Origin of the sequence: Rheinheimera soli, from assembly GCF_031457405.1 — a bacterium.
In the GTDB taxonomy this organism is placed as follows: Bacteria; Pseudomonadota; Gammaproteobacteria; order Enterobacterales; family Alteromonadaceae; genus Pararheinheimera; species Pararheinheimera soli_A.
The window spans coordinates 973,057-988,763 of sequence record NZ_JAVDWR010000001.1 but is presented as its reverse complement, the minus strand read 5'-3'; the positions used below and the strand labels follow the sequence as shown (position 1 = coordinate 988,763).

12 protein-coding genes are annotated in these 15,707 nt (G+C 45.8%); 10 read left to right on the top strand and 2 right to left on the bottom strand.

Annotation, left to right across the window (positions count from 1 at the left end):
* Window positions 1-13 precede the first annotated feature (13 nt).
* From J2W69_RS04475 to J2W69_RS04430, 10 genes are all read left to right on the top strand, one after another.
* Window positions 14-1,033 carry a WD40/YVTN/BNR-like repeat-containing protein gene (locus J2W69_RS04475; RefSeq protein ID WP_310274946.1) on the top strand — a complete coding sequence of 340 codons (1,020 nt, stop codon included), beginning with the start codon at window positions 14-16 and terminating at the stop codon, window positions 1,031-1,033.
* Window position 1,034: 1 nt separating this feature from the next.
* Complete coding sequence (locus J2W69_RS04470; protein ID WP_310274944.1) at window positions 1,035-3,353, top strand: efflux RND transporter permease subunit; 2,319 nt, start codon at window positions 1,035-1,037, stop codon at window positions 3,351-3,353.
* 237 nt (window positions 3,354-3,590) lie between these two features.
* Window positions 3,591-8,426, top strand: coding sequence for an NAD-glutamate dehydrogenase (locus J2W69_RS04465; RefSeq protein ID WP_310274942.1), 4,836 nt, complete (start codon window positions 3,591-3,593; stop codon window positions 8,424-8,426).
* A 102-nt stretch (window positions 8,427-8,528) separates the two neighbouring features.
* Window positions 8,529-9,542: a quinone-dependent dihydroorotate dehydrogenase gene (pyrD, locus tag J2W69_RS04460; RefSeq protein ID WP_310274940.1), complete on the top strand. Its 1,014-nt coding sequence runs from the start codon at window positions 8,529-8,531 to the stop codon at window positions 9,540-9,542.
* A gap of 109 nt (window positions 9,543-9,651) precedes the next feature.
* Window positions 9,652-10,170 (top strand): cell division protein ZapC domain-containing protein, encoded by a 519-nt coding sequence (locus tag J2W69_RS04455; RefSeq protein ID WP_310274938.1) that lies wholly within the window; start codon window positions 9,652-9,654, stop codon window positions 10,168-10,170.
* Between the two features lie 117 nt (window positions 10,171-10,287).
* Complete coding sequence (locus tag J2W69_RS04450) at window positions 10,288-11,466, top strand: lysophospholipid acyltransferase family protein (protein ID WP_310274936.1); 1,179 nt, start codon at window positions 10,288-10,290, stop codon at window positions 11,464-11,466.
* Window positions 11,444-11,704 (top strand): DUF2960 domain-containing protein, encoded by a 261-nt coding sequence (locus tag J2W69_RS04445; RefSeq protein ID WP_300930440.1) that lies wholly within the window; start codon window positions 11,444-11,446, stop codon window positions 11,702-11,704. Before J2W69_RS04450 ends, J2W69_RS04445 begins: the two co-directional genes overlap by 23 nt.
* Before the next feature lie 444 nt (window positions 11,705-12,148).
* A complete protein-coding gene (locus tag J2W69_RS04440) occupies window positions 12,149-12,394 on the top strand; it encodes a type II toxin-antitoxin system CcdA family antitoxin (RefSeq protein WP_310274934.1) in 246 nt (81 codons plus the stop codon).
* Entirely contained in the window at window positions 12,394-12,711 is a 318-nt protein-coding gene (locus tag J2W69_RS04435; protein ID WP_310274932.1) for a CcdB family protein, read from the top strand. The genes J2W69_RS04440 and J2W69_RS04435 overlap by 1 nt, the downstream gene beginning before the upstream one ends.
* Window positions 12,712-12,778: 67 nt before the next feature.
* Entirely contained in the window at window positions 12,779-13,942 is a 1,164-nt protein-coding gene (locus J2W69_RS04430; RefSeq protein ID WP_310274930.1) for an acyltransferase family protein, read from the top strand.
* 77 nt (window positions 13,943-14,019) lie between these two features.
* Here J2W69_RS04430 and J2W69_RS04425 read toward each other — a convergent pair whose 3' ends face one another.
* Together J2W69_RS04425 and ald are read right to left on the bottom strand one after the other, a co-directional pair.
* A complete protein-coding gene (locus J2W69_RS04425; protein ID WP_310274928.1) occupies window positions 14,020-14,448 on the bottom strand; it encodes a DUF192 domain-containing protein in 429 nt (142 codons plus the stop codon).
* Window positions 14,449-14,547: 99 nt separating this feature from the next.
* Window positions 14,548-15,669 (bottom strand): alanine dehydrogenase, encoded by a 1,122-nt coding sequence (ald, locus tag J2W69_RS04420; protein ID WP_310274926.1) that lies wholly within the window; start codon window positions 15,667-15,669, stop codon window positions 14,548-14,550.
* Between the last annotated feature and the right edge of the window lie 38 nt (window positions 15,670-15,707).

Below are 15,707 nucleotides of genomic sequence, written 5' to 3'. Positions count from 1 at the left end.
AGTGAAAACTCTAATGAAGGTTAAACTTTTATCCTCTGTCACAGCTTTGCTGCTGACAACTCAAATTCACGCTGCCTCTGCGGCACCAACGCCTTCTTACATGATGCCTTTGGCTGAAAAAGCTGTACTGACGGATTTAATCCGCGTCAATGACCAGCTTTTTGTTGCTGTGGGCGATCGTGGTCATGTGTTGGTCAGTAAAGACAGCAGCCACTGGACTCAAATTCAGACCCCTGTACAAAGCTTGTTTACTTCAGTCTATTTTTCCGATGACAAGCACGGCTGGGCAGTGGGGCACGACGCTACTATTATTGCCACGCAAGACGGTGGTCAAAGCTGGCAGTTGCAGCAATTTAAACCAGAGACGGACAAACCTCTGTTTGATATTTTATTTGCTGATGCCAACAATGGCATAGCTTTAGGTGCTTATGGCATGTTTTACCGAACCACTGATGGCGGTAAAAGCTGGTCAGATGAATTTCATCTGGAACTGGTTGGCACTGAGGAGCAGGAGTATTTAAAAGAGCTGCAGGAAACCGATCCTGAAGCATATTTAGATGAACGCTCATCTGTATTGCCGCATTTTAACCGCATCTATCAGCACAACAATGTGCTGTATATAATTGGTGAAGCGGGCTTTTTTGCGACCAGTTCAGATTTTGGTAAAAGCTGGACCCGTCATCCACAATTTTACAATGGCTCTTTATTTGGCCTGGCTATGACTGCAAAAAACACGCTGATTGCAGCAGGTTTACGCGGCAATGTGTTCAGAAGTACGGATCTGGGCCAAAGCTGGCAAGAAGTACAACATGGCCAAAGCAGCACATTAAACAGTGTGTTGACTGACGCAGACACTATTTATCTGACGGGTAATGCAGGTACTTTGTTAGTCAGTCAGGATGATGGTGTCAGTTTTACCTCTGTGCCAACACAAGACAGTAAAGCCATTTTGAATGCCGTCGCAGTCAAGGATCAGCTGGTATTAGTGACCGAAGCTGGAATTCGAACCTTAGCAATCAAGAAGCCGGAATAACATGAGTCTGAACCGAATTGTAACCAGCTGCGAGACGGTATTATTCCGTCACAGACCTGCTGTGATTGTACTTTTTGTACTCGCCACTTTGTTTTTATTATTTAAAGCCAGCCAGATCAAACTGGATGCTGCTTTTACCAAGAATATCCCGCTGCAGCACGAATATATGCAGACTTATATGCAACACGCCAAAGATTTTGGCGGAGCAAATAATATTCTGGTGTCGGTTTGTGATGCTAAGGGCAACATTTTTAACCCGGATTTTTTTGCATCTTTTAAAAAAATCCATGATCAAATTTATTACCTGCCGGGAGTAGACCGTAGTCTGGTGAAATCTTTGTACAGCCCCAGCACGCGTTTTGTTGAGGTGGTAGAAGATGGGTTTGCCGGTGGTCCTGTAATTCCTGCGGAGTTCGCCCCTACGCCAGAAGGCTTGGCTGTGGTTAAATCCAATGTGGAGAAAGCAGGTATTGTTGGCCGTATGGTGGCTGACGATTTCAGCTGCGCTATGGTAACAGCGCAGCTACTGGACGTAGACCCTGATACCCAACAAAAACTTGATACCATCAAATTTGCTGCAGAGCTTGAACAGCAGGTGCGCGGTCAGTACCAAAACGAAAATCTGACCGTGCATATCATAGGTTTTGCCAAAATGGTAGGTGATGTAGCTGACGGTGCTAAAGGCGTATTGGCCTTTTTTGCTGTGGCCATCGTTATTACCACTATTATGGTGTACTTGTTCAGCGGCTCAGTAATGCTGACTTTATTGCCGATAGTTTGCTCATTGATTGCTGTGATCTGGCAAATGGGGACCCTGACCGTCTTAGGTTTTGGTATTGACCCTATGTCGATCCTGGTACCTTTTCTGGTGTTTGCTATAGGTGTCAGTCATGGCGTGCAGATGATCAACGCCACAGGTAAAAACGTCGCTTTGGGTATGGATGCAAAAACTGCAGCTCAGGCCAGCTTCCGTAAGTTGTTGATCCCAGGCGGTATTGCGCTGTTATCCGACACAGTTGGCTTTTTAACACTGTTGATTATTGAAATTGGTGTGATTCGTGAGCTGGCTATTACGGCAAGTTTAGGTGTGGGTATTATTATCCTGACTAACCTGATCTTATTGCCTGTGTTGATGTCCTATGTCAAATTCAGCGACAAGTACAAGCAGAAAGTACAGACGCCTCATCCTCGTATTGAAAAGTTCTGGTACAACTTATCGGCCTTTGCTACGCCTAAATATGCTGTAATCATTTTATTAGCTACGGCTGCGCTCTTTGCTTTGGGTTGGCAGCAAAGTTCCTACCTGAAAATTGGTGATTTGCACCCTGGTGCTCCTGCCTTGCATGAAAGTTCAGTCTATAACCAGGACACTTTCCTGATCACAGACCGTTATGCGATTTCAGTGGATTACATCAATGTCATGGTGGAAACACCAGCCAATGGCTGTACTTTCCATGATGTGATGAACAGGGTGGATCAGTTCCAGTGGCAAATGGAAAACGTGCCAGGAGTGCAGTCTGCTGTGTCGCTGGCTTCCGTGTCCAAGTCCATCAATGCTGCCTATAACGAAGGCAATATGAAATGGAAAGTATTGCCCCGTACCACAGAAAGCCTGGTGCAGTCCTCCAGCAGGGTAGAAACCAGTACGGGGTTACTGAACGGTGACTGTTCTGTAATGCCGGTGATCCTGTTCTTAAACGACCATAAAGCCGAAACCATAGAAACTGTGGTCGCTGCTGCGAAAAAAGCGGGCGCCGAACTCAGCACAGATGAAGTGAAGTTTAAGTTAGCTTCAGGCCCTGTAGGTGTTATGGCTGCCACCAATGAAGCGGTCGCTGCGGCCCAGACGCCTATGATGTGGTATGTCTATGGTGCAGTGATAGTGCTGTGTTTAATCAGCTTCCGCTCTGTCAAAGCCACTGTTTCCGTCATAGTGCCGCTGTATGTGGTATCGGTGCTGGCTACCGCACTTATGACCAAACTGGAAATAGGTTTAACTGTATCCACTTTGCCGGTGATAGCGCTTGGGGTAGGTATAGGTGTCGACTACGGTATTTATATCCTGTCGAACATGACACAATTGCTGCGTGATGGTATGCCACTGCGTCAGGCTTATTTCACTGCATTAAAAGAAACGGGCAGTGCGGTATTGTTTACGGGTGTTACCTTAGCTATTGGCGTCAGCACCTGGGTATTCTCAGCGCTGAAATTCCAGGTGGATATGGGCATACTGCTGACCTTTATGTTTTTAGTGAACATGTTGGGTGCAATTTTGGTATTACCAGCGCTTGCAGCCTTTTTCTGGCGAAAAAATAACTAGTTTTTTTTATGTAAAAAGTTGCATGTTTAAACAAGAAAATGGCCGTAAGGCCATTTTCTATTTACAGCGGATGAATAACTTGTCAAATCAGCTATTTTTACTCTGGTACAACCAGTAACAAAGACATAAATAAAGCTCGAAAAGCCCGTCAATACTCAATAAACTTCGCACCTGACACGCTCTGTATGTAAGTAAACCCGGTATCAACAGGCCGAGGTTTCAAAAAAGGATACAAAAATGGCACTGATAGACGGTCAACCTTCTGTACTACTACAAAATGTAAGTAAGCTTATTCGTTCTAAAGTCAAAGATCAGGTCGAACTGGTCGAAAAATTTGCCCACACTCTGTATGGCAATATGTCTCATGAAGATTTGTTTGGTCGTAACGACAGCGATTTATATGGCGCTGCGCTTAGCTTATGGCAAAGCTTTAATGGTCATACCGGAGGGACTGCACTGATCCGGGTATTTAACCCTGAAATTGCAAAACACGGTTGGGAATCTAAACACACTATCGTAGAAATAGTGGTGAAAGACAGCCCGTTTTTAGTGGACTCTGTTCGTATGGCGTTAACCCGTCAGTCCATTACCACTCATTTGTTGTTGCATTACCCATTACAAACGCTCCGTAACGATAAAAACGACATCACGGACTTTTTTAAGCTGGGCACTGTAGAGCAAGCCAGCGCAGAACAAACTGTGTTCCATATCGAAATTGATCGCATGACAGACAAGGCAGCTGTAGAAGGCTTAACCTCTGAACTGCAGTCTGTGATGGAAGATGTGTCTTTAGCTGTGCAGGATTGGAAACCTATCCGTGCAAAATTGTTGCAGGTGATAGCTGACTTGCCAAAACAAGCGTCGGTGAATGCAACTGAACTGGATCAAGCCGTCGAATTCTTAAACTGGATGGCAAAAGACAATTTCACCTTACTGGGCTATCGTGAATATCGCATCAAAGCGGTGGAAGGCGATCATAAAATTGAAAGTGTCAACGACAGCGCTTTAGGTTTAATGCGCCGCTCTACGTCACGAGATTTAATGTTGTCTGATTTACCAGAGCAGGCGCGTAAACAAGCTTTAAATGCTTCGTTACTGATCCTGACCAAAACCAATAATAAATCCCGTGTGCATCGTCCTGCCTATATAGACTATGTCGGTATTAAGCGTTTTGACGACAAAGGCCATGTGATAGGGGAAGACCGTTTTATTGGTTTGTATTCATCTTCTTTATACAACAACAGCGCTGCTGATATTCCGTTATTGAAGAACAAGCTGGCTAAAGTGATGGGCAAGTCTGGTTTTGCTCAGGGTACCCATGCTTACAAAGCACTGCTGAATATTCTGGAAACTTATCCACGTGATGAGTTGATCCAGGCGACCACAGACGAACTGTTGGATGTGTCGACAGGCGTACTGCAAATGCAGGAACGTGACATGACACGTTTATTTGTACGCAAAGACGCCTTTGGCCGTTTTGTGTCAGCTATGGTGTATGTACCCCGTGAGCGATACAACACTCAGCTGCGTAAAGTCACGCAACAAATTCTGGCGCAGTCTTTGGGCAGCACTGAAGCAGTAGAGTTCACTACCTATTTTTCTGAATCTGTGTTGGCACGTACCCATTATTTCGTTCGGATCAACGATAACAATATCGAGTTTAATGTGAAAGAAATTGAACGCAATTTAGTCGAAGCGGCCCGTACCTGGGAAGATAAGCTGGAAGCTGCGCTGGTTGGGCATTATGGCGAAGCCCGTGGCCGTGAACTGGGTCGCAAGTACCTGACCGCTTTCCCTTCGTCCTACAAAGACGAAATGTTGCCAAACGATGCCTTGGTTGACATTGAAAAAATTGAGTCGCTCAACGACGAACACCGTCTGGACATGCTGTTTTATCGTCCACAGGAAGAGCGTAACGACAGCAAAGCTGTGCGTTTGAACCTGTTCCATAAAGATCACCCAATTCACTTATCTGATGTATTGCCTATTCTGGAAAACTTTGGCTTACGTGTGATTGGCGAAACCCCTTATGCCGTGCGTTGCCCGGATGGTTCTGTCAGCTGGATCTTAAACTTTGCTATGGAAGTCAACGGCGCTATGCCAACGGACTTCGAACAGGCGCAGTTATCTTTCCAGGATTCTTTTGCCAAAGTATGGAAAGGCGATCTGGAAGACGACGGCTTTAACCGTCTGATTTTAGGCGCTGGTTTAACAGGCCGTGAAGCCTCGTTATTACGTGCTTATGCTAAATACAAACGTCAGATCGGCGGTACTTTCAGCCAGTCTTATGTAGAAAACGCTTTTGCCCGTTATCCAAAACTGGCGCATTTGTTAGTGCAGCTGTTTAACACCAAGTTCGACCCGGAAAACACCGGTGATGCAGCTGCTATCGAAGCCATTGAAAAGCAGTTAAACGAGCAGTTAGACAACGTAGTGAACCTGGATGATGACCGTATTATCCGTCGTTTTGTTGCCATGATGTCGGCGACCTTACGTACTAACTACTTCCAGCCCAATGCACAAGGTCAGCAGAAGAGCTACATCTCCTTTAAGGTGAAGTCGTCTTTAGTGCCGGATATGCCATTACCAGTACCAGCCTTTGAGATTTTTGTGTACTCACCGCGCGTCGAAGGTGTGCATTTACGCGGCGGTAAAGTAGCCCGTGGTGGTTTGCGTTGGTCAGACCGTCGTGAAGACTTCCGTACAGAAGTTTTGGGTTTGGTAAAAGCTCAGCAAGTAAAAAACACTGTGATAGTACCGGTCGGTGCTAAAGGTGGTTTCGTTTGTAAGAAATTACCAGAAACAGGCGGCCGTGATGCCTTCTTAAACGAAGGTAAAGAATGTTACCGCACCTTTATCCGTGGTTTATTAGACGTGACAGACAACATAGTGCAAGGCCAGATAGTTCCGCCTAAATCTGTGGTGCGTTTGGACGAAGATGACCCGTATTTAGTAGTTGCTGCCGATAAAGGCACAGCGACTTTCTCAGATATTGCCAATGCGATTTCTGCTGAATACAACCACTGGTTAGGCGATGCCTTTGCATCAGGTGGTTCTAACGGTTACGACCACAAAGGTATGGGTATTACAGCCCGTGGTGGCTGGGAGTCGGTGAAACGTCACTTCCGTGAAGTAGGCATTGATTGCCAGACCACAGATTTCACTTGTGTCGGTATAGGTGATATGGCCGGTGACGTCTTTGGTAACGGTATGCTGTTATCCAAACATATCCGTCTGCAGGTTGCATTTAACCATATGCACATTTTTGTTGACCCGAATCCTGATGCAGCTAAAACCTTCGTTGAGCGGGAACGTTTGTTTAACCTGCCAACTTCTACCTGGGATGATTACGATAAGTCGTTGATCTCAGAAGGTGGTGGTTTGTTTGCCCGTAGCGCCAAGTCCATCAAGCTGACTCCACAAATTCAGCAGATGTTAGGCACTACTGCAGTCAGCCTGACGCCTAACGAATTTATCCGCGCCGCCTTGATGATGGAAGTGGATCTGATTTGGAACGGTGGTATCGGCACTTATGTCAAAGCCACTGACGAAACTCATGCAGAAGTGGGCGACCGTGGTTCAGAAGCAGTTCGCGTTAACGGTAAAGACGTGAAAGCTAAGATGATAGGCGAGGGTGGCAACTTAGGTACTACCCAGCGTGGCCGTATTGAATACGCTAACAATGGTGGCCGTATCAACACCGACTTTATTGACAACGTGGGTGGTGTGGACTGTTCAGATAACGAAGTAAATATCAAAATTCTGTTAAACGCTCTGGTGGCCAGCGGTGATATGACGCTGAAGCAACGTAACGAGTTATTGGCAGCAATGACCAGCGATGTGGCCGACATTGTTATTAACGACTGTTACCGTCAAACTCAGAGTATTTCTGTGTCTTCAGTGCTGGGCGCTGAGCAGATGAAGGAATACACCCGCTTTATCCATGCACTGGAAAAAGATGGCAAGTTAAACCGTGAACTGGAGTTTTTACCTTCAGACGAAGCCCTGGCAGAACGTACTGCTAAAGGTCAGGGTTTAACCCGACCTGAGCTGGCCATTCTGACCGCTTACGGCAAAATGGTGATGAAAGAGTGGCTGGTATTGCCGGAAATTTATGAAAACAGTTACTTCAAACGCCATCTGTTTACTGCATTTCCAAAAATGTTACAGCAGAGTTATGCCAAAGAAATGGAAACTCACCCGTTAAAGGCTGAGATCATCGCCACCAAACTGGCAAACCTGATGGTCAACGATATGGGCGCTAACTTTGCTCAGCGTATGATGGAAGAAACAGGTTCTTCTGTGGCTGAAGTTGCAGTTTGTTACACCATAGCCCGCGATTTGTTTGATGTGGAAACGGTGTGGACCAAACTGGAAGATCTGGACAACGTCATTCCTGCTGCATTGCAAATTAAATTGTTCCACCAGTTACGCCGTACTATGCGCCGCACCACGCGCTGGTTCTTACGTCACCGTAACAAAGCGCTGGATATCCAGCAGACTATTGATTTCTTCAAACCTGCTTTTGTTGAAATCAGCAATAACCTGCAGAAATTGCTGGCCCCGGCTGAAGCAGAGCAACTTGCAGCCAACGAGCAAGCCTTTATTGAACAAGGCGTACCTGCTGATGTTGCCCGTTATTTAGCTCAGCTGAGTACCTGTTTCTCTGTCATGGATATTGCTCAGGTGGCTGATGCGGAGAAAAATTCTCTGCTGTTAAGCGCAGAAATTTACTTCAAGCTGGGTGATCGTTTGGATCTGCACTGGTTCCTGGAGCAAATTACTCAGCAACCTGTGGCAAACCACTGGCAGGCTCTGGCCCGCGCTTCATACCGCGAAGAGCTGGACTGGCAACAACGTGCTTTATCTGCAGTAGTAATACGTGGTTGTGCAGGAGCTTGTGATGCAGAAGCTGTGATCGGCAGCTGGGTCACTGAACATGAACCAGTACTGACTCGCTGGCGCCATATGCTGGCCGAGTTCAAAACCACGAAGAGTCATGAATTTGCTAAATTCTCTGTGGCACTGCGTGAGTTGATGTTACTCAGCCACCACTGTGACCCTGTGAAATAATTCAGGTTCCAGCCAGAATACACCGGCTCTTTTTAGGGCCGGTGTTTTTTACAGCACACTATGGTATTTGCCTTCCCCCTTTACTGATAAAAGCAGGTTGTTATGTTCTATTCACTGGCGCGTTCTTTAATGTTTTGTACAGATGCTGAGTTTTCACATCACCTGGCCCTTGGCAGCTTAAAGCATTTAAAAAATACCCCGGCATCACTGCTGTGGCGTCAGGATTTACCAAAAAAACCTGTCACAGTAGCCGGTATTCATTTTGATAATCCAGTAGGTTTAGCTGCTGGCCTGGATAAAAACGCCGATTGCATCGACGCTTTTGGCCAGATGGGTTTTGGTTTTATTGAAGTAGGTACAGTGACACCCCGGCCTCAGGTTGGTAATGACAAACCTCGGTTATTCCGTTTACCTGAAGCTAACGCCATTATTAACCGTATGGGGTTTAATAACAAAGGTGTGGATTATCTGGTTGAGAACGTTAAAAAATCCAGCTACAAAGGTGTGCTTGGCATTAATATTGGCAAAAACAAAGACACGCCAAACGAGCAGGGCAAAGACGACTACATTGCCTGTATGCGTAAGGTCTATGCTCACGCCAGCTATATCACGGTCAATATTTCGTCACCTAATACACCGGGTTTACGGGATCTGCAATTTGGTGATGCGCTGTTTGATTTATTGCAGGCGGTGAAAAATGAGCAACTGGATTTACAGGCTCAGCAAGACAAATATGTGCCAATTTTTGTCAAAATAGCGCCTGATATGGACGAAGTGGCAGTGCAGCAAGTGGCTGAAACTTTGCTTCGCAGCAAAATGGATGGCGTAATTGCGACCAACACCACGTTGGATAAAAGCTCAGTGCAACACCTGAAATATGGCAATGAAATGGGCGGTTTAAGCGGTTTGCCAGTGCAACAAAAAAGTACAGAAATTATCCGCCAGTTCCGCGCTGCATTAGGCCCACAACTCCCTATTATTGGCGTAGGTGGTATAGATTCAGCCAAAGCTGCACAGGAAAAAATGGACGCTGGCGCTAACCTGGTTCAGGTCTATTCTAACTTTATTTACCAGGGACCTGCTTTGATCAAAGAGATCGTAGAAAGCCTGAAATAGCCCATATACCGATCAATTTTGGATCCCTGAATCTTAGTCCAAAATAATCTTTAACAGGCGTTAGAAACAAGTGTAGAAAGGCAACATCTTGAATTCACAAGGATTGAGTATGTTGTCTTTATGCCCTGACTGGTGCTGGCAGTATTGCGATGAGCAAGACCGTTTGGTGTTGCAGTTATCAAACAGCCACCATATTCAAACGGCCTTTAGTGCCAAAGAATTGAAAATGTTACCAGAGCAGCAGCGCCTGTGTATGGAACAAGCCCAGCTGCTGATGGATTTTGCTGAAGCTTTGGAAGGCTTATTGCCGGATACTGAACTCTTGACAGTAGCTGCTCAGGCCGTGGCTGCTCTGAGTTTTGTCAAAGCTCCTGTGCAAAAAAGTCACTTGTTTAACTTCTCCGGTATCGAATGTCACACCAACTTAATGAGTATCGCCAAACTTGAAGGTGCAAGCCGGGCTAAAGTGTTGTTGGTGGCCAAAGCTGACCCTATGGTGGATTGCCTGCTGCTCGAATCGATGGAGTTGCTAAACGGCAAGCAGTTAGCTGCAGGTCAGCTGGTTCGCGTGCAACAAAACCGTTTAATGCCGGTGCAATTTGCGCCTCTTTACGCTCTGACTGCCTGATTTAAAGAAAAGTGCCTAATAAAACATCAACTGCAAAGTGATCGGGCCAGATTGCTCTGGTGATCCGTCTGACAACGGGTAGAATAGGGCTCATTTACAACTTTGGGTTTAAAAGCTGTGCCAAATCAAACGGATCCTTTTCAGGATATTCGCCCTTATTTTGACCATGAAGTACCAGAAGCGATTAGTCGTTTATTGGACGACGCCGATTTTTTGCATGCCATTTTAAATTACCGTCTGGCCAACTGGCCTAAAACCGTTCGTTATTTGTTTACTCCTGTATTGCGCTGGTTACTGGCGCGCAAAGCCAAAGGCCTGCGGACTGTGGCCGATGTGCAAAATATGGTGGCAGACTTCTTACAGCAAAGCCTGCAGAAAAGTTCGGCGGGTGTCAGTGTCAGTGGTCTGGAACACTTGGATCCAAAACAAGCTTATTTATTTATATCCAACCATCGCGACATTGCTATGGATCCGGCATTGCTGAACTGGTGTTTGCATCAAAAGAGCATGGACACTGTGCGTATTGCCATAGGCGATAATCTGCTGAAGATGCCTTGCGCCACCGAGCTGATGAAGCTGAATAAAAGCTTTATCGTTAAGCGCTCTATTAAAGCCCCCCGCGAAATGCTGAAAGCTTTGGGCCATTTGTCGGCTTATATCAAAGATTCTCTTGAGACGGGTCACTCTATCTGGATAGCGCAAAAAGAAGGCCGGGCTAAAGATGGCCTGGACCAAACCGACGAAGCTATTTTAAAAATGTTTAATATCGAAGGTAAAAAACGCGGTATGGATTTTGCGACTTATATGCAGTCGCTGAATATAGTGCCAGTGTGTTTATCTTATGAATTTGACCCTTTGGATCAGGCCAAAGCCAATGAGCTGTATATGCTTGCCAGCACGGGTGAATACAAAAAATCTGAAATGGAAGATATTCAAAGCATAGTGCAGGGCATAGTAGGCCAAAAAGGCCGGGTGCATGTGCACTTTGGCGAAGCCATTCAGGCTGTTTTTCAGGACCCTGCCGCTTTAGCTGCGGAGATTGACCGCCAAATCTGGGCTGGTTATCGGTTATATCCGGTTAATTATTTAGCCGCAGAAATGGACGTAGAATTGGACCCTGGTGAAGACAGTTTGTGGTATCAGACCAAAATGGCTTCATTACCGACAGAATTAAGATCCTATGTGCAGCAAATGTATGCAGCACCGGCACTGAAACAACAGCAAACCTTAGCGCAGCAAGAACAGCTGGCTGCACAACACAAGGAGCTGGAAGATGGCGCGACATATCAGTTATAAATTCAAAGGTGAATGGAAAAAAATTCCCTTCAGCTACGACAAATACGCCGATAGCTACGAGGCCGTAGCAGCAGCCGAAGGCATAGACCTCACTGCGTTTCGTAAAATGGAGCAGCAAGTCGCCATGACCGCCAAAGGCACAGGTGCGCTGAAGGACTATCGCAAAAACGCTTTTGTCAAAATGGGCTTTAGCGAAATTCTGCTGCTGCGGGATGATCAGGAACCTTTTAATCTTTGATCGGCAGGGTTTTTAGTGTGCAATAGCATCAAGCTATTGCACTTGTACAAGTACTAATATTTTTCTCACTCAGTTACAGATAAACCTCTATAAGTTTTCCATTCTTCACGATGGGGGCTATTAAATGCTGCCAATAGTCTGTAAAGCTTTAGGTATTAACTTCTCGTCAAAGCCCCACTGATTAACAAGCAGTGATAATGCGGAGTGTTCTTTTTCTTTGTCTTTTAAATGATCTGCCATAGTTCGTTGCCTTTCTTCCTTGTTTTCACATGAGGTGAATATCTGAACCGCCTTAGCGCTGTTTATGGAAACAAGATGATATGCGACAAAGTTTTTTTAAATTCAGATTAGTGCCTCTCATAGTGAGAGGTTAAATATACTTGCCTGCGCATATTGATGCGCATATGCTATTTTTATCGAATGGATAATAATACGGAGGCTTTTATGGCCGATTTTTATGATGTAGCAGCACCAAAAAAAGCAGCGAATCTCAGTGTGAATAGCGATCTGCTGCTTAAAAGCCGGGCGTTGAATATCAATCTTTCCGCCACCCTGGAGAGAGCACTGAAAGAAGAGTTGGCGAAGTACGAAGCGGCTCAGTGGGTTAAAGAGAATAGTGCAGCCATTAAAAGCTACAACGATTTCGTTGAACAACATGGCTGTTTTGGTGATGAATTCAGGAGCTTTTGATGGCTCAGTTTGATGTGTATGCTAACCCCGGTAGCCACAGCAAAGTCCATTATCCCTATTTGGTTGATATTCAAAGTGCCGTGCTTACTAGCCTTGCGACTCGTATCGTTGTTCCTTTGGGCAGAAGTTCAGCTTTTGGTGGCGAAGCAATGAAGGGACTGACGCCACAGATAAGTTTCGATGGCGAAGAATTGCTGTTACTCACGCCACAAGTTGCGTCGATACCACAAAAGCAGCTGAGGAAGCCGGTAGGTTCTCTCGCGCATTTCAGAGATCAGATTGTCGCAGCTTTGGATCTTGCTATTACGGGTATTTAATTAGTCTTTTTATAGCTTACTAAACATCAACAGCCACTTCTCATCCACCCAAGGGATAAGCACTAACATGGATAGTTCTGCTTCTGATAAAAGTCGCCTTAACGGCTTGGACACGCTGCGTGCCATCGCTATTATCATAGTACTGATTTATCACTACAAGGTCGTTGTCAGCCGTGAAAATCTGTTTGGCTTTATCAGTTCAGTGGGCTGGACAGGGGTTGATCTGTTTTTTGTATTGAGTGGCTATTTGATTGGTAACCAGATCCTGTCGGCCTTTTCCAAAGGGCAGGATTTTTCACTCAAGCTGTTTTACATTCGCCGTTTTCTGCGCACTCTACCTAATTATTATTTTGTGCTCGGGCTTTATTTCATTTTTCCTGTGGCGCTCGGCGGCACTGCGACTGCACCGATCTGGTCATTTTTAACTTTTACTCAAAATCTGGGATTAGGTCCGGGAGAAACTTTTACTCACTCCTGGTCGCTGTGTATTGAAGAACAGTTTTATTTAATCTTTCCCGTTATTGCATTACTCATCGCGTATAGCCGACGTTCTATTGGCCTCGCCTGGACGGCTATTGTTGGCGCTATGTTGCTGGCTATGTTTCTGCGTGGATTTAATTGGTATGCACATGGCGAAGAGAACATCTCCGCTCGATCTTTTATGGAACATATTTATTACTCAAGCTTTACCCGCTTTGATGAATTACTGCCCGGTGTGGCCATTGCTTTATTGAAAAACTTTCATCCCACTGTTTATGCAGCACTATTACGCAGAGGTAATCTGCTATTGCTCGCCGGATTGGCAAGTGTGGGAACCATGTTTTATGTATTTCTGAACTATGAGTACATCAGCGGCTATGGCCGCACATTCCAGGTAGCGACCTTTGGTTATTCATTTCTGGCAATCAGCTTTTCAATTCTTGTACTCGCAGCCCTGAGCCCTGGTTGTTGGCTGAACCGTATACGAATTCCCGGCGCCACATACATTGCACTTTGGTCCTATGCGATTTATTTGATCCACAAACCCTTATTTCAAGTGCTGAAAGCGCCACTCACAGAATATGGCATTGATATTAATGGGGGCTTGGGTGTAACCATTATTATGACTGTGAGTATTTTTTGTGGCTGGGCACTGTACTTTTTGGTAGAAAGCCCCTTTATGAAAGTGCGGGAACGGTTTTATCCGTCCAATACCCGAAGCTCTTCCTTTACTCATCAACAGAGGGCTTAATCCTCTCAAGCAGATTTTTTCCTGCTATAGATCTGCCTTATGTAGATGTTGCAATGCCGCTTCGCAGCGACTGCAACTTAATCACACTTCTTCCCACAGCGGATAATCTTAGTGCCAGCTGCTAAACCCTGAGCTTTAAACCAGCCTTGCGGCATTTCCAAAGCTCCTATGGCCGGGCCTTGGGATTTTTTGCCTTTTTTATCATAGGGATAAAGGAATTGTATTGGCTCTATGGTCCAGTCCGCTTTGATATAGGCTATATCCAGTGGCACTTTGGTGTTCAGCATCCAAAATGACAATATGCGCTCTTCGTCGTAAATAAATAACATGCCGTTTTCTACTTTATCGCGATACATCAGGCCACGGGCGCGTTGCTCTGTGGTTAAGGCCAGTTCTACTTCCAGTTCAAGGTGGCCGACTTTGATCCATTCTTTTTCAAACTGGATATCTTCAACAGCAACAACAGAAAAACTTAAAGCAAAAAGTGCAGATAACAGATAGTTCATCAGAAGAACCCTTTGAGAATCAAGCAGAAAGACTAACGGAATTTGCAGTAAAAAAAAAGGGCGACCCTAAGGCCGCCCTGACAAGAAGTGCTGTACAAATTACAGTGCAGCTAAAGCTTGCTTAGGCTCAACAAATGGCAGATTTAACGCATCAGCGACGTGTTGGTTTACCACATGACCGTTGATCACGTTTAAGCCGTTTAACAGGTGTGCGTCGTCCAGCAATGCCTGTTTGTAGCCTTTGTTAGCTAAACGGATAATAAATGGCAAAGTGGCGTTGTTCAGTGCAAAAGTAGAAGTCAGTGGCACTGCGCCTGGCATGTTGGCTACGCAGTAGTGCACTACGTCATCCACAATGTAGGTAGGTTCAGCGTGAGTCGTGGCTTTAGAGGTCTCTACACAACCGCCCTGATCGATTGCCACGTCCACTATGGCTGAACCTGGTTTCATACGTTTGATATGATCTGCAGTCACCAGTTTAGGAGCTGCAGCACCTGGAATTAGTACGCCACCAATGACTAAGTCAGCAGACAATACATGTTTTTCCAGCGCATCTACAGTGGAGTACACAGTTTTGACTGCACCGTTAAACTGAGCATCGATACGACGTAATACGTCTACGCTGCGGTCCAGGACTACTACGTCAGCACCCATACCTACAGCCATCTGAGCTGCGTTAGTACCGACCATACCGCCACCAATGATAACCACTTTGGCTGGTTCAACACCTGGTACGCCACCTAACAACATACCGCGGCCAGCACATGATTTTTCAAGTGCACGGGCACCAGCCTGAATAGACATACGGCCAGCAACTTCAGACATAGGGGCTAATAAAGGTAAGCCGCCACGGTTGTCTGTCACTGTTTCGTAAGCAATACAAATAGCTTTGGATTTGATCAGGTCTTCTGTTTGTGGCAGATCCGGTGCTAAGTGCAGGTAAGTAAACAGGATTTGGCCTTCACGCAGCATGGCGCGCTCGACAGCCTGAGGCTCTTTTACTTTTACAATCATGTCCGCCTGAGCAAAAACCTCAGTTGCAGTGGCTAATACTGTTGCGCCAACGGCTTGATAGGCGTCGTCACCAAAACCAATGCCACTGCCCGCATTGTGTTCAACAATAACGCTGTGGCCCAGAGCCGTCAGTTCACGCACGCTGGCTGGGGTCATACCGACGCGGTATTCGTGGTTTTTAATTTCTTTAGGTACGCCAATAATCATGATATTCCGCCTGTGTAGGGTTGGGTAAAATTTTTGCC